This is a genomic window from Falsibacillus pallidus (genome assembly GCF_050990905.1).
GTDB classification, from domain to species: Bacteria; Bacillota; Bacilli; order Bacillales; family DSM-25281; genus Falsibacillus; species Falsibacillus pallidus_A.
Window position 1 is genome coordinate 3,850,050 of the sequence record NZ_CP158866.1, and the last position, 21,510, is coordinate 3,871,559.

The 21,510-nt window shown below is 45.0% G+C and carries 15 protein-coding genes and 1 pseudogene; 6 read left to right on the top strand and 10 right to left on the bottom strand.

Annotation, left to right across the window (positions count from 1 at the left end):
• Positions 1-6 precede the first annotated feature (6 nt).
• Positions 7-1,257, top strand: a complete 1,251-nt coding sequence (locus ABTV07_RS19820; protein ID WP_114745750.1) for a cation:dicarboxylate symporter family transporter — start codon at positions 7-9, stop codon at positions 1,255-1,257.
• A gap of 221 nt (positions 1,258-1,478) precedes the next feature.
• Here the strand turns inward: ABTV07_RS19820 and ABTV07_RS19825 are convergent, their stop codons facing one another.
• Complete coding sequence (locus ABTV07_RS19825) at positions 1,479-2,978, bottom strand: malate:quinone oxidoreductase (protein ID WP_433745783.1); 1,500 nt, start codon at positions 2,976-2,978, stop codon at positions 1,479-1,481.
• A gap of 281 nt (positions 2,979-3,259) precedes the next feature.
• On the opposite strand from ABTV07_RS19825, the gene ABTV07_RS19830 reads away from it, so the two are divergent.
• Positions 3,260-3,799: an ECF transporter S component gene (locus tag ABTV07_RS19830; RefSeq protein WP_433745786.1), complete on the top strand. Its 540-nt coding sequence runs from the start codon at positions 3,260-3,262 to the stop codon at positions 3,797-3,799.
• Between the two features lie 56 nt (positions 3,800-3,855).
• On the opposite strand, the gene aspA is transcribed toward ABTV07_RS19830, so the two are convergent.
• The 3 genes and pseudogenes from aspA to ABTV07_RS19845 form a co-directional block, all read right to left on the bottom strand.
• Positions 3,856-5,286, bottom strand: coding sequence for an aspartate ammonia-lyase (aspA, locus tag ABTV07_RS19835; protein ID WP_433745788.1), 1,431 nt, complete (start codon positions 5,284-5,286; stop codon positions 3,856-3,858).
• 217 nt (positions 5,287-5,503) lie between these two features.
• The gene (locus tag ABTV07_RS19840) at positions 5,504-5,926 is read right to left on the bottom strand and encodes a methyl-accepting chemotaxis protein (RefSeq protein ID WP_433751367.1); all 423 of its coding nucleotides are present in this window, start codon (positions 5,924-5,926) and stop codon (positions 5,504-5,506) included.
• A gap of 60 nt (positions 5,927-5,986) precedes the next feature.
• A pseudogene (locus ABTV07_RS19845) lies at positions 5,987-6,337 on the bottom strand (PAS domain-containing protein); the annotation flags it as partial.
• Between the two features lie 360 nt (positions 6,338-6,697).
• Between ABTV07_RS19845 and ABTV07_RS19850 the strand changes: the two are divergent.
• Positions 6,698-7,843 (top strand): collagen-like protein, encoded by a 1,146-nt coding sequence (locus ABTV07_RS19850; protein ID WP_433751370.1) that lies wholly within the window; start codon positions 6,698-6,700, stop codon positions 7,841-7,843.
• A 17-nt stretch (positions 7,844-7,860) separates the two neighbouring features.
• Here ABTV07_RS19850 and ABTV07_RS19855 read toward each other — a convergent pair whose 3' ends face one another.
• Together ABTV07_RS19855 and ABTV07_RS19860 are read right to left on the bottom strand one after the other, a co-directional pair.
• Positions 7,861-9,513, bottom strand: a complete 1,653-nt coding sequence (locus tag ABTV07_RS19855; RefSeq protein WP_433745791.1) for a glycosyltransferase — start codon at positions 9,511-9,513, stop codon at positions 7,861-7,863.
• A 1-nt stretch (position 9,514) separates the two neighbouring features.
• Entirely contained in the window at positions 9,515-10,603 is a 1,089-nt protein-coding gene (locus ABTV07_RS19860) for a tetratricopeptide repeat-containing glycosyltransferase family 2 protein (protein WP_433745794.1), read from the bottom strand.
• Positions 10,604-11,025: 422 nt separating this feature from the next.
• On the opposite strand from ABTV07_RS19860, the gene ABTV07_RS19865 reads away from it, so the two are divergent.
• Positions 11,026-13,221, top strand: a complete 2,196-nt coding sequence (locus ABTV07_RS19865) for a protease pro-enzyme activation domain-containing protein (protein ID WP_433745797.1) — start codon at positions 11,026-11,028, stop codon at positions 13,219-13,221.
• Positions 13,222-13,358: 137 nt separating this feature from the next.
• Here the strand turns inward: ABTV07_RS19865 and ABTV07_RS19870 are convergent, their stop codons facing one another.
• The 4 genes from ABTV07_RS19870 to helD form a co-directional block, all read right to left on the bottom strand.
• A complete protein-coding gene (locus tag ABTV07_RS19870; RefSeq protein WP_433745799.1) occupies positions 13,359-13,643 on the bottom strand; it encodes a DUF6407 family protein in 285 nt (94 codons plus the stop codon).
• A gap of 145 nt (positions 13,644-13,788) precedes the next feature.
• Complete coding sequence (locus ABTV07_RS19875; RefSeq protein ID WP_433745801.1) at positions 13,789-15,036, bottom strand: MFS transporter; 1,248 nt, start codon at positions 15,034-15,036, stop codon at positions 13,789-13,791.
• Between the two features lie 69 nt (positions 15,037-15,105).
• Positions 15,106-16,245: a winged helix-turn-helix domain-containing protein gene (locus tag ABTV07_RS19880; RefSeq protein WP_433745804.1), complete on the bottom strand. Its 1,140-nt coding sequence runs from the start codon at positions 16,243-16,245 to the stop codon at positions 15,106-15,108.
• A gap of 135 nt (positions 16,246-16,380) precedes the next feature.
• A complete protein-coding gene (helD, locus tag ABTV07_RS19885) occupies positions 16,381-18,687 on the bottom strand; it encodes an RNA polymerase recycling motor HelD (RefSeq protein WP_433751372.1) in 2,307 nt (768 codons plus the stop codon).
• Positions 18,688-19,254: 567 nt separating this feature from the next.
• Here helD and ahpC point away from each other — a divergent pair.
• On the top strand, positions 19,255-19,818 hold the full coding sequence (gene ahpC / locus ABTV07_RS19890; RefSeq protein WP_433745807.1) for an alkyl hydroperoxide reductase subunit C: 564 nt from the start codon (positions 19,255-19,257) through the stop codon (positions 19,816-19,818).
• A gap of 15 nt (positions 19,819-19,833) precedes the next feature.
• Positions 19,834-21,363 (top strand): alkyl hydroperoxide reductase subunit F, encoded by a 1,530-nt coding sequence (gene ahpF, locus ABTV07_RS19895; protein ID WP_433745810.1) that lies wholly within the window; start codon positions 19,834-19,836, stop codon positions 21,361-21,363.
• Positions 21,364-21,510 lie beyond the last annotated feature (147 nt).

Consider the following 21,510-nt stretch of genomic DNA (forward strand, 5'->3'; position numbering starts at 1 on the left):
GAAGAGATGAAAAGAATTGGTCTAGCATGGCAGATCTTCATTGGTTTAGTTCTCGGTATTGCTGTCGGAGGAATTTTTTACGGAAACCCTCATGTAACCGATTACTTGAAGCCAGTTGGAGATATATTCATACATTTAATTAAAATGATTGTCATCCCGATTGTCATTTCCAGCCTGATCGTAGGTGTTGCGGGTGCAGGGGATATGAAATCGCTTGGAAGACTTGGGGGCAAGACCCTCCTTTATTTTGAAGTCATCACCACCATCGCTATCATTGTCGGGCTGCTGGCAGCAAATCTGTTCCACCCAGGCACAGGCGTCGACCGCTCGCATCTGGCAAAAACCGATATAAATTCTTATGTAAGCACGGCAAAAACCACTGAAACGCATTCAATGGCAGATACATTGGTAAATATTGTCCCTACAAATATCATTCAATCCATTGCAAATGGGGATATGCTCGCTGTCATTTTCTTTTCAGTCATGTTTGGTTTGGGAATAGCAGCCATCGGCGAAAAAGGAAAGCCGGTCATTCAATTTTTCAAAGGAACGGCAGAAGCCATGTTCTATGTTACAAACTTAATTATGAAAACGGCACCAATCGGAGTATTTGCACTCATTGGTGTAACCGTTTCTACATTCGGATTATCGTCATTGATCCCATTAGGGAAACTAGTGATTGTCGTATATGGAGCTATGATATTCTTCATTCTTGCCGTGCTTGGTTTGGTAGCCAAAATAGCAGGATTTAATATTTTCAAACTCATAAAATACTTGAAGGATGAATTGCTGCTGGGATATTCAACAGCCAGTTCAGAAACAGTCCTTCCAAGAATCATGGAAAAAATGGAGAGGCTGGGCTGCCCGAAGGCCATTACATCCTTCGTCATCCCTACCGGCTATTCGTTCAACCTTGATGGGTCGACACTCTATCAAGCAATTGCCGCCTTATTCATCGCCCAAATGTATGGAATTCATTTGAGCATCGGCCATCAGATCACACTTGTACTCGTATTGATGCTTACCTCAAAAGGAATCGCAGGGGTGCCTGGTGTATCCTTCGTCGTGCTGCTTGCAACACTTGGAAGCGTCGGACTCCCTGTTGAAGGCCTTGCCTTTATTGCAGGAATTGATAGAATCCTCGATATGGCTCGGACGGCTGTCAACATTGTCGGCAACTCATTAGCGGCATTGGTTATCACGAAATGGGAGAATAAAGGAAAGCCAACTACTGAATTAGAAGAACAATCCGCATAATATAGAAAAGCGCAAGCGCCCTGATAAGCCCCGACCAGCATAAGACGGAACTCGAAGGAAATCCTGATTTCCGTAGAGGTATGGCTTATGACTCGAGGGGCTGGGCGCTGGAGCTGGACAGAATATCACTCTGAATTTTTATACTTTCTTATCTCATACAAAAAGGTGCAGCCTGGAAGACTCCAGCGGCTGCACCTTTTTTAATTTGCATTCTATTATATTCAACTAAAAACCTGTTCTTTTTCGTTCAAGCCGAGCGTTTCGGCCGTTGAAGCAAAAATTTCATCAAATAGAGCCGGATTTTCAACAAGCGATACGCCATAGGACGGGATCATCTCTTTGATTTTAGGCTCCCATTCTTTCATTTGCTGCGGGAAGCATTTGTTCAAAAGTTCGAGCATGACGTGGACAGCCGTTGATGCACCTGGTGAAGCACCTAGCAAAGCGGCTACGGATCCATCAGCGGAACTGACGACTTCTGTTCCGAATTGCAAAGTTCCTTTTCCTGCAGGCGTGTCTTTAATGACTTGGACACGCTGGCCTGCCACGACGATATCCCAATCTTCCAATTTCGCATCTGGAATGAATTCGCGCAATTCTTCCAGGCGCTTCTCATTAGACAGCAAGACCTGCTGGATCAAGTATTTTGTCAATGACATCTCTTTTACACCTGCTGCGAGCATCGTAAAGAGATTATTCGGTTTGACGGAATTGATCAAGTCCATGTTGGAGCCTGTTTTCAAGAATTTTGGCGAGAAGCCGGCAAACGGTCCGAAGAGCAAGGACTTCTTGTTATCGATATATCTTGTATCAAGATGCGGTACGGACATTGGCGGCGCGCCGACCTTTGCTTTTCCGTACACTTTGGCATGATGCTTCTCAGCTACCTCCGGCTTGTTGCAGACCATGAACAGTCCGCTTACAGGGAAGCCGCCGATATGCTTGGATTCAGGAATGCCGGTTTTTTGCAGAAGCGGCAAGCTTCCGCCTCCGCCTCCGATGAAGACGAATTTTGCCGTATGATATTCGATTCTTCCGCTGTCGATGTTGTGGATCTTCAATTCCCAAGAGCCGTCGCTGGTGCGTTTGATATCCTTCACAGTGTGTTTATAGTTCACTTCGACATTTTGGCTCTCGAGATGTTTGAATAACATGCGGGTTAAAGCACCGAAATTCACATCGGTTCCGGAATCGATTTTTGTTGCAGCAATCGGTTCAGTCGATGTGCGGCCTTCCATGATAAGCGGAATCCATTCCTTTAATTTTTCAGGGTCATCCGAATACTCCATTCCTTGGAACAGCGGATTAGCTGAAAGCGCTTCAAATCGTTTTTTCAAAAACTCCACATTCTCTTCCCCTTGAACCATACTCATATGAGGAATCGGCATGATGAAGTCCTGAGGATTGCTGATCAATTTGCTGTTTACGAGAAAAGACCAAAACTGTCTGGAAAGCTGAAACTGCTCGTTGATTTTGATTGCTTTGGTGATGTCTATAGATCCGTCCGGCTTCTCGGATGTATAGTTCAGTTCGCACAGCGCAGAATGGCCGGTCCCAGCATTATTCCATTCGTTGGAGCTTTCTACCCCTGCTTCTGCGAGTTTTTCGAACACTTTGATGTCCCATTCCGGTGCTAACGCTTTCAATAATGATCCCAAAGTCGCACTCATGATTCCAGCACCAATTAAGATAACGTCTGTTTTTTTCTGTACGCTGCTCATTCTATCCTTCCTTACCTCATTTATTTGAGAAAAAATGTTCCGGCGCTTCTGCTCCAAAGACAACTAAGCAAAACGCCACCCACTGACTGAATTATTATATCTCTATTATAAATATTACTAGAGTAAAATATCTACTTTATCTAAAATTATAAACTATTTAAACCATTTTAAAAAGTCTACAGTATTTTAAAAGATTAAAGTACATTCAAAAACCGCTGCTTTCTGCTCTTGATTTGTGCTAAAATTATCAGGAAATAATACATTCAGAGAGGTTTTATGCCATGGAAAAAATAAATAACAGTTCTTCCACACGCAACAAAACGTTTAATTTAATTTTGACTGCCATGCTGATTGCCCTTGTTTTTGTGGCAACCATCTTTTTAAATATCCGTTTGCCAATCGCTGCAAACGGCGGTTTGGTCCACCTCGGTACAGCCATGGCGTTTATCGCCACATTCTTATTCGGTCCGAAAAAGGGCGCTATTGCGGGAGCTGTCGGAATGGGCTTGTTCGACCTTGTATCCGGCTGGACATTGTGGGCGCCATTCACTGTGGTGGCACGCGGCCTTCAAGGCTATATTGCCGGAAAAATCGCCTGGTCAGGCGGCCGAAACGGGAATAGTGCTGCTATCAATCTACTAGCGGCTGTCGCTTCTGCTCCTGCAATGCTTGCTGTGTACTATATCTGCGAAGGGATCCTCTATAACAACTGGATCGCTCCCGTAGCTTCCATCCCGGGAAATATCGTACAAAACGTGGTCGGTATCATCATTGCCATCCCGCTTTGTGCAGCATTGAAGAAAATTTCTTTTTTTAAATAATTTTTCATAGAAAAAGGAGAGTGGCATTTAAAGCCATTCTCCTTTTTGATTTATTCTCAGTCTTTTTCCAACAATGCAGCCCCGGCAATTCCCGGATGTGTCATTTCATATGGATCGAGGATCAAGTTAAGCTCTTCTTCCGTCAAGACATCGTATTTCAAGCACAGGTCCCGGATTGGAGAGCCGTTTAAGATGGCTTCTCTTGCAATGCGGGCTGCGACTTCATATCCGATATGAGGGTTGACCGCCGTGATGACGCCAACGCTCTTTTCAACGTATTCCTTCATCCTGTCTTCGTTCGCTGTAATCCCTTTTACACAATGCTCGGTAAAAGTCGTAAAAGCGTTGTTCATGATGCTGATGGATTGAAGAAGATTAAAGATCAGAACAGGTTCCATAACGTTCAATTCAAGCTGTCCCGCTTCGGATGCCAATGAAATTGTTTGATCGTTTCCAAGAACTTGGAATGCTACTTGGTTGATCAGCTCAGGCAGAACAGGGTTTACTTTCCCTGGCATAATAGAAGATCCAGGCTGTCTTGCAGGCAGCGTGATTTCACCGAGGCCCGCTCTTGGACCAGATGCCATCAAGCGCAGGTCATTCGCGATCTTGGACATATTGATCATACAAATTTTCAACGAGCTGGACACTTCAGTATAAGCATCTGTATTCTGCGTAGCATCAACGAGATGCTCTGCTCCTTGGAATGGAAGCCCGCTGATTTCAGCTAAATAAGGAACAACCAGTTCAATATAGCGTGGATACGCATTTAAGCCTGTCCCAACTGCCGTGGCACCCATGTTCAATTCGTAGAGGTGCTGCCTGGATTGCTTGATGCGCTTAATATCGCGTTCGATCACGCGGCTGTATGCTTCAAACTCCTGGCCCAGTCTGATTGGAACGGCATCCTGCAGATGGGTGCGCCCCATTTTAATGACATGGCTGAATTCCTTCGCTTTCGCTTGGAAAACCTCATGCATCTGTTCCATTGTTCCGATCAATTTTTCCTGCAGATTCAATACCGCGATATGCATAGCGGTAGGGAATGAATCATTTGTAGATTGAGACATATTTACATGGCTGTTCGGGCTGCAAAATTGATACTGCCCTTTTTCTTTGCCCATGATTTCAAGGGCGCGGTTAGCCAATATTTCGTTCACGTTCATATTGATCGATGTTCCGGCACCGCCTTGAATCGGATCGACAAGGACATGATCATGCCATTTTCCTTCGATCATTTCATCTGCCGCCTTGACGATTGCTTCTCCGATTCCCGAATACAGGCTCTTAACCTCCATATTCGCCATCGCAGCCGCTTTTTTCACCATCGCCATGGCCTTGATCAATTCAGTGTGTATGCGATATCCCGTGATCGGGAAATTTTCAACTGCACGAAGGGTCTGAACCCCATAATAAGCGTTCGCAGGAACTTCCTTCGAACCTAAAAAATCCTTCTCAATACGAAAATCATTTGGTGTAAGTGACATAACTCCAATCTCCTTTATATAAAAAGAACTTGATTCATGTGCTAACTTAAAAAGTCATCGTATCCACTATAAAGTGCCTAGAAGGAATTATCAATGATTATTCGCGGTACATGGGGACAGGTTCCTCGTCCCATCCCGATGCTTGGAATAAAGACTATGTTACTCTAATCTGTATTCAATACAAAAGGGGAGGGACAAGGAACCTGTCCCTGCGTACCTAGTTTCTATTTAACTTTTCCAGCTCCGCCAAGATGTTTTTGAATTTTGACTCGGTCTCAAGGATTTCTTGCTGCAAATTGGTTGTGATTTTATTCACTCTTTCCGCTTCCTGTCTGATATTCCCTACGTTGTCATTGACTTGATTAATGGACTTAGCCACGCTGGCAGCTAATTTACGCACCTCATCCGCAACGACATTGAAGCCTCTCCCATGTTCACCCGCACGCGCTGCTTCAATTGCGGCATTCAATGCCAGGATATTTGTTTGCGTCGATATATTATGGATAAGTTTTGACACTTCACTAATTAAGTCGGTTTGTTTTTTCAATGCCTGGAGTGCCTCCATTTTTTCTTTGGAGTTATCCATGACGACATTGACCAATTCAACAGGCATTTCTTTTAACTGAGACAGAATTTTCATTGTGGTTTTTTCACGATATGTAATATCCGTTGCGATTTTGAGGACACCATCCACTTCGCCCCGCTCATTTAAAATGGGGATATAGGTTGCTTCCAGCCAAAGGATCTCCCCTCTTTTATTCACCCTTTCTATCTTTTCCTGAAACTTAATCCCTTTTGCCAAGTCGGCCCACATATTTTCATATTCCCTGCTGTTTTTAAATTCATCTGTACAAAATTGGCGATGTGACATCCCTATCAATTCAGGAACAGTGTATCCCATAGCAAGTGCAAAATTTTCATTAACCCAAATCACTTCTCTATTTAAATTAAATTCTATTATCGCTAAATTCCGTTCTAATGCCGCTAATAATGATTTCTCCTCAAGCATTTGAGTACTTGCATTAGCGGACGCTGGACTGGCCGTAGTCATATTATTACTCCTCTTCTATTAAATAGGTACTATTTCCTATTCTAAACATTTGAAATTTTTATACAAATTTAAACGCTTTTCGGGACAGAGGGACAGGTTCCTCGTCCATACCCATTTTCCTCTGCTTGCATATTATGCTTTGATATACCGAAAGCAGGTGAAAATCTAATGGTTTGGAAGGGAAACCAATATGGAAAGAACTACGATTTTATAAAAAAATACCAAGAGGATTTAAGTAATAACCACCATCCACATCATCATAATGGATGTCATCTTCCGCCATCATGCTGTCCATGCTGTCATAAAAATTTTTGTATATGTCAAACGGGAGCACCGGGGCCGACTGGGCCAGCCGGTCCTATGGGGCCAACTGGACCTACCGGGGAAACGGGACCACCAGGCGGCGCTACCGGAAATACCGGCCCCACTGGTCCAACGGGCGATCCTGGACCAATGGGACTCGCAGGACCCACCGGGCCAACAGGACCCACGGGCGAAACTGGAACAACCGGCAATACCGGCAACACTGGACCTACCGGCGATCCCGGACCCACCGGAAGCACTGGGGCTACTGGTGACACTGGCCCTACTGGCAATACCGGTAACACCGGACCTACCGGCGATCCTGGACCTACCGGAAGCACTGGGGCTACTGGCGACACTGGCCCTACTGGCAATACCGGCAACACTGGACCTACCGGCGATCCTGGACCTACCGGAAGCACTGGGGCTACTGGCGACACTGGCCCTACTGGCAATACCGGCAACACTGGACCTACCGGCGATCCTGGACCTACCGGAAGCACTGGGGCCACTGGAGCTACCGGCAATACAGGGCCAACTGGACCGACCGGCAGTACCGGAGCTACTGGCAATACGGGTCCAACAGGGCCGACTGGACCGACCGGCAGTACCGGAGCCACTGGCAGCACCGGCTCCACCGGCAATACGGGGCCGACCGGACCTACTGGACCTACTGGATCTACTGGCGCCACCGGACCTACTGGTGCAACACCGACCAGCTCTACAAAGGCAATTATGTTTGGAGGAACCAACACTGGTTTTCAACGGATAGCCGGTTCTCCAGGAGCCGTTTCCAATGTCCTCCCCTATGTAGTTACGGGCACGACCGGTAGTGTAGTAGGTTTTTCCAGTTCTATCAACATTAATAACTTAGCTGCAGGAAGCTATATATTCCAAGTCTGCAGGAATGTAGCGAACAATTTAGCCGCCCCATTAGCAGGAAGCATTATTTCGACCATTACACTGACTGTAACAGCATCCATTACCGGAACTATCATATTCTCTATCAGGCCTACAGACGTCGGGTCACAGCCTGTATATGTATCTAACAATGCCCCATACGTACTGACTACAGCAACCGTGACGTGGACTTCAAATATTGGAGGGAATCCCGTCGTCCGAAACGATGCCATTTCCCTTTATTCCAGTCCAAATATTACTCAAAGCGCCCTCTATGCCATCTATCTCAATACCAGTATATAAACTAAAGAACAGGGACCTTAAATGCGTCCCTGTTCTCGTTTTACCTCATTCTGATTATCTATCTCATACAAAAACCGTTCCAATTTTTCAATAACCCTATCAAAGCTGAACTTTAAAGCTGTTTCCCTGCCCTTTTTCCTTAACTCGTTCCGTCTTTCGGAACTTTCTAACAAAGTAATAATTGCCTGAGCGGCAGCCAAGTGATCTCCGGGTTCTATTTGCAGGCTGTTATTGCTGCCGGCATATTCATTAATGCCGCCACACATTGTTGTAATCACAGGGATTCCGCATGACATTGCTTCCAATGGCGGCATGCCAAAACCTTCATAAATCGAAGTGAACAAAAAAATATGGGCCATTTGATAGTGATTCCTCAGCTCCTCTTGGCTTGGATGAATCACATATTCAATAGGGAATGGCACATACCCAATGTCGGGGTGATGCTGGCAGACCCATTTTACTTTAAACTGATATCCCAAATCCCTTACATGTCGGAGTGCCTTAAGAGCCACATCAAACCCTTTAAACCTTAAAAACGGGTTTCCTACAAGAAGAATAGTCAATACATCCTCCTTCGGCTCCTCTGTTAAAGGAAAATAAAATTTCGTATCCACCCCATTCGGAATGATCTCTGTTTCTTTTTGATAGCGGGCTTTTAAAATAGTTGAAACAGTAGAAGACACGCTTGCCATCCTGATTGCAGTTTGATAGAGATTTTTCATTTCCTGTCTGATCCACTGTGCTTCATATAAATTTGGATAATCACCAAATAGCCAGTTATGCCCCTGCTCCCAATAGAACGTTTTCTCATTCAAATCCAACAATTCAGGAATCTGCTGATACCAGCCTGTTACAATGATATCGCAATGTTCTATATGTCTGACATACGATTCATTGGGCGGAACAATGATCTCCCCATCAACTTCTATTGGATACCAATTGGGGACCGCCCTTGTACCAGGATCCCCCTTATAAACGGCATAGATCTGATGTCCCCGCTTCCTTAATTGTTCCATTTGGTGAAGCAGCATTTTCAGTCCGCCTGTCAAATTCAAATGTGGAAGGACGTAGGCAATCTTTAGTTTTTTCTTAGTAGGGGGGTCAGCAGGAATTTTAGTCTTTTCAGGAGGAAGAATCTTAAATAACAACGCTCCATTTTCACCGATATTTAATTGTTTATACGTAAAATCGAAAGATAAAAAATCAATCAGGTTCCACCTGCTTTTGTGTGTTTCAAGCGTATTCCCCAAATAATCCCCCTGAGGTTCCGGATACAAAGGGGTAGAAATGATCAATGATTTGTTGGCATGTGCAAGGAGTTTTTGAATGATTTCCAATCCCTCCGGCTTTTCAAAGTGCTCCAGTACATCAATCAGTAAGATAGTGTCATAGTCCCCCATTTGATCAATGACAGATTCAAGATTCCCATAAATAACCTGATTATAGACATACTCATGCAAAGGATTCCTGTATCCTGCAAACCCTTCTATTCCATCAATCTGCAGCTGCCAGCTTTTCTTTTCATACCGCTCAAACGGAATATCAAAAACTTCCCTGAGCAGCACGCCATATTTTCCAAACCCTACACCAACATCCAAAATGGAGGAGGGTTCATCAATGCGGATATGTTCGATGATCTCCGGTATAGCTTGGTAAAAGCTCGTTGGCATTTTACTCCTCCTGTTCTGTCAGTGACTGAAAATATTCCTCATTATATAAAACCATCCGGTTCGTGGGATCGTAAGCCTTTGCCATTTGATTATGGTGTTTTGATTTCTCAATTTGACCAAGCCGGAAGTAGCAAACGCATAGTTGCAAATGAGGAAGCCACGTATAGCAGTTATGATTAAGGAAGCCCCCTTTTGCCTTTGCGGCTTCATAGTCCAAGCTCGCAGCCAGTTCATACCAAAAGACAGCCTTATCTAACTGATCCTTGGATAAGTAGATGAAACCCATCCTGCAGCATTGATCAGCCCTTGGGATATCGTATTTGAAGGAGTTTAAAATCTGATCGATGGCATTCTCCGGGTCTTCCAGCGCCAAGTAACAATCTGCCATCTTAGCACAGCTGCTGATGCAGTCCTCCACCCAGCCTTCGCGGGTATCAAGAAACTTTTGATAATATTCAATTGCGCGTTCATACAGCTTGTGATCGAGGCATTCATTCGCATAGTAGTACAAATCCCGAGGAGTAAATGATCGCCCTTCCCCCAGCATTTTCTCGTATATGTCTAAATTACGGGTGCTCACGCCTGTTTTTTGGCTATTGTGAACGATGTGAATATCACTGGAGATGACATTGCCCCCTACCTCCATATATTCATGAACAGACCCGAACCACCTGAAACCATTGCTTTTCTTCACAATTCTGTTCCTTCTTACACTCTGCGTCACCATTCCCTCTTCATTCCGTGCCAAAATGTAAGGCATCGAAACCGCATCTATATCTTCACGCAAAAAAATCTTTAATGCTGAAAATTTCTCTTGTTCGCCTTCCGGCAGTACATCGTCAGCATCCAGCCACAAAATAAAGTCCTTCGTGGCTTTACTGAAAGAAAAGTTCCTCGCTGCAGAAAAATCATCTATCCATTTAAAATCATAAATTCGATCCGTATAGCGCGAAGCTAATTCCTTCGTTCCATCGGTCGACCCTGTATCAATAATGATGATTTCATCCACCAAATTCCCAATAGAATCGAGGCACCTCCCCAGCACCTTCTCCTCATCGCGCACAATCATGCATAAACTAAGCGTCATCATCCTCAATGATCACTCCCTCTAACCTATAAGGCATCACTAAAAACCTATGAAGGAATTAGCAAAATATGCACAGGTACATGGGGACAGGTTCCTCGTCCCATCCCGATGCAGGCGAAAGATAGATGCATTGAATAGATTGATGTGCTCAAAAATGGAATGGCGGGACGAGGAACCTGTCCCTTCGTCCCACTATTTGTCTAAAAGTCCCGAATTCTCATCATTCTCTCATCTGTTTTTCACGAAATTCTTAACAGAAACAAGCATAAAGCCTGATATCTGTTTTTTACAAAACTCAGTAAAGTTTTAGTTGTAAGTACATGAATATTATTCCAAATAAAGAATGAAGAACCATTTGAAGATTGCACTTGAAGCATGCTTTTTTGGTAGATTCGTTTTATTTGGGGAAATGGAGAGGTGAAAGGATGAAAAGAAGAAAATTGTTAGTGTCAACGGTTGCCTCCTTGTTGAGCTTGACGTTGTTTGCGTCTGGCGGCTCAACCTATGCAGCAGGACCGAAGAAAGTGCATTTAGAAAATGGAGCACCAGCAGCAGCTAAGCACGGAAAGTATATGAAACATACTGATCGAAACAAAATGACTTCTGTCACAGTCGCATTGAATTTACGAAACAGCGATCAACTGGATCAATTCATTGCAAGTCTTAACGACCCATCATCCCCGAATTACAAACATTATCTATCAACTGAAGAATTTAAGAATCAATTCGGACCAACGGATGACACAGTCGCTCAGGTGAAAAGTTTCTTAAAAGACCAAGGTTTTAAAGTGAAAAATATCTCAAGCAATAATACTTTTATAACAGTCAGCGGTAAAATTGGACAATTAGAGGATGCCTTTGGCGTTACCATCAATGATTATGAAAATGACAAGGGACAGACGTATTTCTCAAACGCCGATGCTCCTGAAATCCCTGCCGAATTTGCGGGTATCATCACGGATGTAGAGGGATTGGATAACGAACCGCACTTTACACATCCGCAAATACGCAAATCGTCGCCAAAAGTGACGAACAAAGCTGCAGTTGCTGAACCTAGAGTGGGCAGCGGCCCATCCGGCGGCTATACGCCAACTGAGTTAAAAGGGGCTTACAACGTCACCCCGCTTGCTAATTCAGGCTACACTGGAGCAGGCCAAACGGTTGCGGTCATGGAGCTTGACGGCTATAAAGCTTCTAATATCACAAACTACAGCAATTACTACGGTCTCGGAAGCCCTGCGCCAACCAATGTTTATGTTGATGGCTACAACGGTGCTGCCGGTCAAGGTGAAGTAGAGGTGGAATTGGACATTGAAGTTATCAATGCCATCGCGCCGAAAGCACAAGTCATGGTCTATGAAGGCCCTAATACAGGTCAAGGGCTCATTGATACGTATCAAAAAATCGCTTCCGATAATAAAGCGAAATCCATCTCTGTCAGCTGGGGAATCAGCGAACTGCAAGCTGGAAGCAGCTTGATGAACAGTTTGCATTCGATTTTTCAACAGTTTGCTGCTCAAGGACAAAGCATCTTTGCGGCTTCCGGCGACAACGGGGCTTACGATGCTGGAGATTCTACAAAAGCAGTCGACAGTCCAGCCAATGACCCTTATGTGACTGGCGTCGGCGGAACACATCTGAATTTGAGCGGATCGTCCTACGGTTCAGAATCCGTTTGGGCAAACAGTTCCAATAAAACAGGCGGTGGCGGCGGTTTATCGACGGTTTATGCCATGCCTTCCTTCCAATCCGGTCCTGGTGTACAAAATAGCTACTCCAATGGCAAACGCCAAGTCCCGGATGTTTCGGCAGATGCCGATCCAAGCACAGGCTACTCCGTATATAGCTCAGGCTCTTGGACAGTAGTAGGAGGAACTTCAGCCGCGGCACCATTATGGGCGGCCATTGCAGCACTCAATAACCAATATGCAGCAGCAAATGGCAAGGGCAACCTTGGACAAGCAAACCCTACACTTTATCAAATGTTTAATACAACACAGACGTACCCAGCATTCCATGATGTGACAAGTGGAAATAACTTATACTACCCTGCAACTGCCGGCTATGACATGGCATCAGGCATCGGGACACCTGACGCGTATAACTTGATTCGTGACATCAATGGATCCAGCGGTTCCGGCGGTGGAACAGGCGGCGGCACACCTACAGAACTGATTACCAACGGAGGCTTCGAAAGCGGACAATCACCGTGGACGGAATCAAGCACTGGCGGCTATCAGCTCGTTGATACTTCTCGCCCTCATGCAGGAAGCAGCTCTGCTTATCTGAATGGCTACAATAATAGTACAGACACAATCTATCAAACAGTGAGCATTCCTGCGAATGCAACAAGTGCAACACTCACTTTCTGGACATATGTTTCCACTTCCGAAACAAGCCACGCGTATGATTACCTATACGCACAGGTTCGGAATACAAGCGGATCCCCGCTCGCCACGCTCTTAACATTGAATGATGGCACAGCATCCGGGTGGGTGAAGCGCACCTACGACCTATCGAACTACAAAGGGCAGACGGTTCAAATTGCCTTCAAAGGCACAAATGACAGCAGCAACCCGACCGACTTCTTCGTCGACGATGTGAGTCTGCAGGTTCAATAAAAGTAGTGGGACATGGGGACAGGTTCCTCGTCCCATCCCATTTTACGAGAAAGCATAGCGGCAATGATTAATATGAAGATTAGAAAATGAAAATGCGGGACGAGGAACCAGTAAACTGCTCCTCCGTCCCGCATATTTTAATACTCCCGAATAACACGGCTGTCATAAACAGACTCAATAGTCCAATCTGGATCGCCTTCTGTAGAGACATCTATTATTTTAGCCAGCATGTTTTCTTCCATCATGGAATCGATATATATAAACCGCACCCTGCCTTCATGAGTGTCCTCTACTTCCTCATAAGACTTTAATTGATAAACCTCTATAGCCTTTGCGATTATCTGTTGAATGCCTTCCTTATGATCCTTATCAAAACCATTCATCTCACTGATCGTCATCCTAACAAATTCCGTAATACTCAAGAATCATTTCTCCTTTCATTTAGAGACAGGGGGACAGGTTCCTTGTCCCACCCTGCAGGAACTATGAATAAATGTTACCACAGCCAAGAACTCCCCTTATACCGGCAACTCTCTAATTGGGTGGGACAAGGAACTGCTGGACATCCTATTCTGTCTTTCTAATCGGTTTTGGGACGAGGAACCTGTCCCTGCGTCCCAGGGAAATGCTGCCTAGCAGGATGAAGCTGATGGCAGAGGTGATGAAGACGCTGGCTAATCCGAACCAGTGGCCGAGGGATGCTCCTATGATGGGGGCGAACAGGCTCGCTGCACTTTGGACGGCGGTTGAGAATGCGCTGATTCTACCTAATAAGTGCTGCGGCGTCTCCGTTGTCAGGATGTACCCGTATGGCACAAAGAGGGCCGTTCCTACACATCCGATTATAGCGAAGATCACGATCCAAAACAGAATATTGCCATGGGCAAAGCCATAGCAGCCCACTCCTACCACCAGCATGAATGTACCTGATACCACTCTTCCAATTGACATGAACAGAAGCGGATTCCTTTTCCACCTGTTAAAGAATCCGCATAAGAAAGCCCCTGTGACAGAACCAGCGCCAAGTGCACTGCTGAGCAGCCCATATCCGGTTTTATCCAACCCCAGCGACAAGGACAATGGGGCAAAGAAGCTGTCATAAAGAAAAATAATGAACATGGAGATAGAAGTAATCCAAATGGCAGTTGATAGGATGCGATTCGATCGAATCAGTGAAAATCCTTCTTTCAACTCTTCCCAATAGGAAGTACTAGAAGAAAGATTCCTTTCCTTAGCCGCCTCTAATGCAGGAAGACAAAACAGCAGCAGAAAAGCAGCGCCATACAATACTCCCTCTGCCATAAAAACCAGCTGCGGATGTGCAACAGAGAGCATCCCTCCCCCAACCAACGGTGCTACAATCTTGGTTACATTCAACACCATCTGGCTGATGGAAGACGCCTGGGCAAGATAGGGATCAGGGACCACAGAACGTGCAGCCGCTTGCCTTGCGGGTTCAAAAATAGAGGCTAATGAAGTCTTCAGGAAAATCAACAGAAGCAGCACCCAGAGGCCTGGAGCAAAAAAATAACCCACTGCCACACCTGCACGTACAAATGTCGTCATCATCAGGATTTTCTTTTTATCCCACCGGTCTACCCAAACCGACGACAACGGACCGATTACGATATACGGCAGGAACATCATGACAACTGCTGCAGCATTTGCCCGTAAATCCAGCCCCCATTCAAACGAAATGAGCGCGTTGACCGCCAGCAGATCAAGCCAATTCCCAAAGCTCGATAACACTTGAACGAAAAATAATGTGCGGAAATTTTTCATTTTAAAAATGGAAAACGTTTGAAGATCCTTCATAAAAAATATCCCCTTCTTACAGTAAATTAATCAGTAAGAAAAGGATATCAATCAATTGTCAGAAGAATATCAGAGGGACTGTCGAAATAATCGTTCAATTTCTCTAGCCAAGCCTTTAAAATCAAATTGCTTGGAGAATGTGTCCCATTTCACTTGGTATTCCTTTGGAACCTCAACGCTCAGATGACGACTGAGATCCATCAAATCTTTTACCCCATTCAACATATTTGGCACAAATTTTGAAGCACCTAATGTCATGAACCCTTCCTCCATCAACTGAAGACCTTCCTTTCCACTAGTGTTCATCCACTTCGCAAATCCTTTTAACATGAGGTACCTTCCTTTTTCCCTTAAATACGGATAGTTATGGAACAATTGATCACCTTCTGCAAAATGGGATTCGAGTGGACCAAATTGCCGCGAAGCAAGGACCAATTTGATCTCCTGGACTTTTATATAAGTAGCGATATCTTGGCTCATTTCACCCGCTTCTATCTTCGAATGAACGAATTTGATTTTCTGAGCAGCCTGTTCAAAATTCCCATTATTAAGGTATATCCCAATCATGCCAAAAACATCGAATTCCTGATGCTGTACCCATGGCAAAGCGTTTGATTGCAACGCCTTCTCAGCGTACTTACACGTTTGATCAAACTGAAATTGAATAATCCCGTATATGTGCAGGAGATAGAACAGCTTCTGCGAGAACGGGACATCCTGTGATTCCAGTGTAAACCATCGAAAATCACCATTTACAAAATGAAGGTACACTTTCTTATGGGCTTCAATCGGTATCGCCAGAGCATCATGCTGGCTCGCAATGGATTTCAGTCCTGTTCCCTGACCAAATGCGATGTACTTTCGAAACAGAACATCCATGCTTTCCTTAAATTCCTGATCATAGGAAAGAGGATTATCCTCTGAGGGCTGCTTTATTTTCAGGCGATATCCAGTCCCCCGTATCGTCTCAATGACGACTCCATCGAAAGCAGCAAGTTTCTTCCGCAGCCGATACACATGGTCATCAACCGTGCGATCTGTCGGAGCCTCCATCGGCCAGACCCCATCCAGCAGCACTTCCCTCGAAAGCGTCTGATTCAGATGTTCATATAAAAAATGCAGAAGATGATACTCTTTCGGCAATAACATAAGCCTTTCACCATTGAAAGAAACCGCATACTCAGACCGATCAAACTGAAAATTCTTCATCACAGACCTCCGGGACATGGGGACAGGTTCCTTGTCCCGCCCCACTCCTCTTCTCTATTTAACATTCATTGAACCAGCTATTTAAGAATCAACAAAGAATTCTTTTGGGACAAGGAACCTGTCCCTGCGTTCTCTTCAAAGGGGGTGCTGGGACGAGGAACCTGTCCACGCGTCCCAGTTTTGCAGGAATGGATTCGGTTCGCCTACGCTGTATAGGTGTAATTCATGCATTGCCCTTGTGCAGGCAGTGTAGAAGGTCCTTCGCAGGCTTTCGTCACCGTATACAGACTCCGACGCATCATAAATGATGACAGCATCAAATTCGATGCCCTTCGATAAATAAGACGGAACGACTACGACCCCTTGCTCGTATTCAAGCGAGCTGCTTTTCAATAGTTTAAGTCCTTGGACGCTTCCTGCCAAAGCTTCATATGCGCCTAGGCTTTCCTCAGCAGATTTGCAGATGATCGCAATGGTTTCATAGCCACGACTTTGTAAATCAGCCACTTTTGAGACAATTTGATTGTGCAGTTCCGTATGATCGGTGACTTTTTTTAACTCAGGTTGCGCACCGTCTCGTTCAAACGGGATGATTGCCTTCCCGTTCGGAACCAGGCTTCTAGTCAGTTCGATGATTGGCTTCGTAGATCGGTAGCTTCGGGAAATATTGATTACTTCTGTTTCATCCGGCCCGTATAAGCTGGTCAGGTTATTGAAATCAACCATTCCGCTTGCATGGGCAAAGATCGCCTGATTAAAGTCGCCAAGCACCGTCATCTTTGCTGCTGGAAATAGCCGCTTCAAAAACTCGAATTGAAACGGAGAGTAATCCTGGGCTTCGTCCACGACGATATGCTTAATGGAACTATTAATCTGGAAGCCTTGGATCAGTTCTTTTAACAGCAAAAACGGCGTAGCGTCCTCATACAACAACTTATTATCCTCAACCATTTCTATGGTCGCGTTACAAATATCCGCCCATTTCTCAGGTGTCTCCCCTTCTATCCACTGATTGATATGTTTGGGATCAGCAAAAATTTGCTTGTAAAGCCCCTTATAATCAATGAAGTGGAATCCTTTAATCCATTTACGCAGCGGCTTCAATTTCCGTCTTACAATCAATCGGGCGAGCGCCGCAGGCTCAACCTCATAATCCGCAATTTCTTCTCTTTTATATCCTTGTTTTTTCGCGAGGATGGTACGTGCCTTGTGATATTGCTGGTTGCTTAGAAGCTCCATTTCCTCCTGAACCCAAGGCTTCGATCGCTCCGCTTTTTCGGCTTTATTCAATTCTTTAATGAGCCATTCCTGTAACTTTTCTAATCGGTTATGAAAGCGGAGGTTTGTTTCAAATTGATAAAACCTGTCTGCAATTTGCTGTGAGGAAATGATTGATTCCCCTCTAAATTTAATGTCTTTAAATATCATTCCACGCGACTCCAGTGATTTCCTGTATGCATTGACCGCATCGAAAAATTGGACAGCCGCTTTGAATTGGATGCCCGCAACCCTCGCCTGATAAGAAGGTGTATGCGGTGCAGTCAACACGTACTCCAATTGCTCATATGGATGTTCCACGTGAAACTTTTTGCTCAAACGGTGGTCCAAGTATTCCTGAAATGTGACCTGCTGCATGTTTTCTTCCCCTAGCTCCGGAAGCACATTGGCCACGTAGCTGTTAAACATCGTGTTGGGAGAAAAAAGAATAATTTGATCGGCATTCAAATTATCCCGATATTTATATAACAAATAAGCAATCCGCTGCAGGCCGGCCGAAGTCTTGCCGCTCCCAGCCGCACCGTGGACAATGAGCAGCCTTCCCCGATCATGGCGGATGATCCGGTTCTGCTCCTGCTGTATGGTAGCGACGATATTGTGCATCTGTTTGTCGGTGCCTTTGCCCAGCACCTGCTGCAGAATTTCGTCGCCGATGGTGAGACTTGTATCAAACATGGATTGAAGTTCCCCATCACGAATCAGATATTGCCACTTCTTCTCCAACACACCTTCAATTTCTCCCTCAGGGGTTGAATATTTTGCCGGACCGGGCTGGTAATCATAATAAACACTGGAAATTGGAGCCCTCCAGTCATATATGAGGAAGTTTTCTCCACTTTCGTCGCCGAGAGAGGAAATTCCGATGTAGATTTGTTCCACATCCGTAGCCCCTTCTTCCGTAAAATCGATTCGGCCAAAGTAAGGGATACTCTGCATCCGGCGGAGTGTGGATAAACGCTTGGAAGCATGCCTATGACTGGTTTGACTGACAGACAGAGCCTGAGCCTCTTGGCGCAGACCAATAATCGTCTCAAGGTAATCATCAAAAGTATCCGTATTTACTTTGATTTCATCCCAAAAGTGCTTTCGGATATGAACCACTTCGTCCTTGCGGCGTGCAGTTTCCTCTTCCAACCTGCTGATATCCTTCGCAATGATTTCCATAACATGATCGACACGTTTTTGCTCCTGCTTGTATCCCAATTTCAAAGCAAACACTCCTTAAAAAAATATTTTCATCAGAGGGTTGACGAACAAACTAATTTCGTTGTATAATTAAAATAGGTAAAATATATTTAAATTTAATTATACAACGCATATCTATATAAATTTACCACATAACCTTACCGTTTTCAATATAAAAAAGAGCCGTATTTACAGGAAAGTTTGATCCTTCTGTAAATGCGGCTCTTTTTTGTATGTGCTGGTACATGGGGACAGGTTCCTTGTCCCAACATTTTTATAGAAATATGGAGATCTCAGTGGGCTCCTATATATGACTATCAATGGGGCCACGAGTGGGACAAGGAACCTGTCCCTGGTGTCCCACAGCGTCCCATTCAACTCTTATTTAGAATAATTATTGTGTTTTAATTGACAACGAGAATCATGTCTATATAATAATTATTATAAATAAAAAATGATTATTGAAAGATTACTCACCTGCTTTTCCAAAGCTTAAGTTTCTTTCTATTAATCATTCAAAATACACATCACAGGAGGAATTTCATTATGTCTTTAATCGGTAAAGAGGTACAACCATTCACAGCACAAGCTTATAGAAACGGAGATTTCCTGGAAGTTTCCGACCAGGATTTCAAAGGCCGCTGGAGCGTCGTTTGCTTCTATCCAGCAGACTTCACATTCGTATGCCCAACAGAACTTGAAGATCTTCAGGAACAATATCCAGCACTTCAAGAGCTTGGTGTAGAAGTATTCTCTGTATCCAGAGATTCTCATTTCACTCACAAAGCATGGCATGATACATCAGAAGCTATCGGTAAAATCACATATACAATGATTGGCGACCCCGCTCACGTCCTTTCCCGCCAATTTGACGTACTTGTCGAGGAACTTGGACAAGCAGACCGCGGTACTTTCATCATCGATCCAGACGGCATCATTCAAGCCGTTGAAATCAATGCTGATGGAATCGGACGTGATGCAAGCACACTAATCAACAAAATCAAAGCAGCACAATATGTGCGCAATAATCCAGGTGAAGTTTGCCCTGCAAAATGGAAAGAAGGCGGAGAAACACTAAAACCAAGCCTTGACCTTGTAGGAAAAATTTAAGGAGAGCGATAATCCATGGCACTTGATGCAGAAATTAAGTCTCAATTAAATCAATATCTACAACTATTAGAAAATGATATTCTGCTAAAAGTCAGTGCCGGTACAGATGACGTATCAAAGGAAATGCTGGCTCTTGTCGAAGAGCTGGCTTCCATGTCGTCTAAAATCACTGTAGAAGAAGCAGAATTGACTCGAACACCAAGCTTCAGCATCAATCGCATCGGGGAAGAGACCGGAATCACATTCGCTGGCGTCCCGCTCGGACATGAGTTTACCTCTCTCGTTTTGGCTTTGCTGCAAGTGAGTGGTCGGGCACCAAAAGTGGACCAAAATATGATCGATCAAATCAAGAGTATTGAGGGTTCCTATCATTTTGAAACCTATGTCAGCCTCACTTGCCACAACTGCCCTGATGTTGTGCAGGCACTGAATATCATGAGTGTGCTTAATCCAAATATTACGCACACAATGATTGATGGCGCGGCATTTAAAGACGAGGTTGAAAGTAAAAATGTCATGGCCGTACCTGCTGTTTTCTTAAACGGCGAATTCTGGAATGGCGGCCGTATTTCCCTTCAGGAAATCCTGGCTAAATTGGGCGAGGGCTCAAGTGCGGAGGATTTTGCTGATAAAGAACCATACGATGTCCTTGTTGTCGGCGGCGGACCAGCGGGTGCCAGCGCTGCTATTTATGCTGCGCGCAAAGGCATCCGCACCGGGATTTTGGCAGAACGCTTCGGCGGTCAGATCATGGATACACTGAGCATCGAAAACTTTATCAGTGTAAAAGCTACGGAAGGTCCGAAGCTCGCATCTGCCCTTGAGGAGCACGTAAGAGAGTATGATATCGACATCATGGACCTGCAGCGTGCTAAGCATTTAGAAAAGAAAGACCTTTTCGAAGTGACTCTTGAAAACGGCGCTGTCTTGAAAAGTAAATCCGTTATCCTTTCAACGGGTGCACGCTGGCGCAATATCAACGTTCCAGGTGAACAAGAGCTCAAAAACAAAGGCGTCGCATACTGCCCGCACTGCGATGGCCCATTATTCGCAGGCAAAGACGTTGCGGTCATCGGCGGCGGAAACTCCGGTGTCGAGGCAGCAATTGACCTTGCAGGAATCGTTAAACATGTGACCGTTCTCGAATTTGGATCAGAGCTAAAAGCGGATAAAGTCCTGCAAGATCGTCTGAACAGCCTGCCAAATGTGACAGTTTTAACTAATGCCGCGACTCAAGAAATTACCGGCACTGATAACGTCACTGGTCTTACTTACACCAACCGCGAAACTGGTGAAGACCACCATATCGAATTACAAGGTGTGTTTGTCCAAATCGGTCTTGTGCCGAATACAGAATGGCTCGAAGGAACACTCGAACGAAACCAAATTGGTGAAATCATCGTCGATAACCGCGGAGCCACTTCGATTCCCGGAGTATTTGCAGCAGGCGACTGTACAAACAGCGCCTACAACCAAATCATCATCTCCATGGGATCCGGAGCAACGGCAGCCCTCGGTGCATTCGACTACCTCATCCGCAACTAACGGGACATGGGGACAGGTTCCTTGTCCCACAAGGGGTATGCGGGATCCATGGAATCTATTCATATAAATGAAGGGCCAGCGCCCCCACCCAAGGTAATGGGCGGGGGCGCTGGCCTTTTTGATGATGGTAGATTGGGACGAGGAACC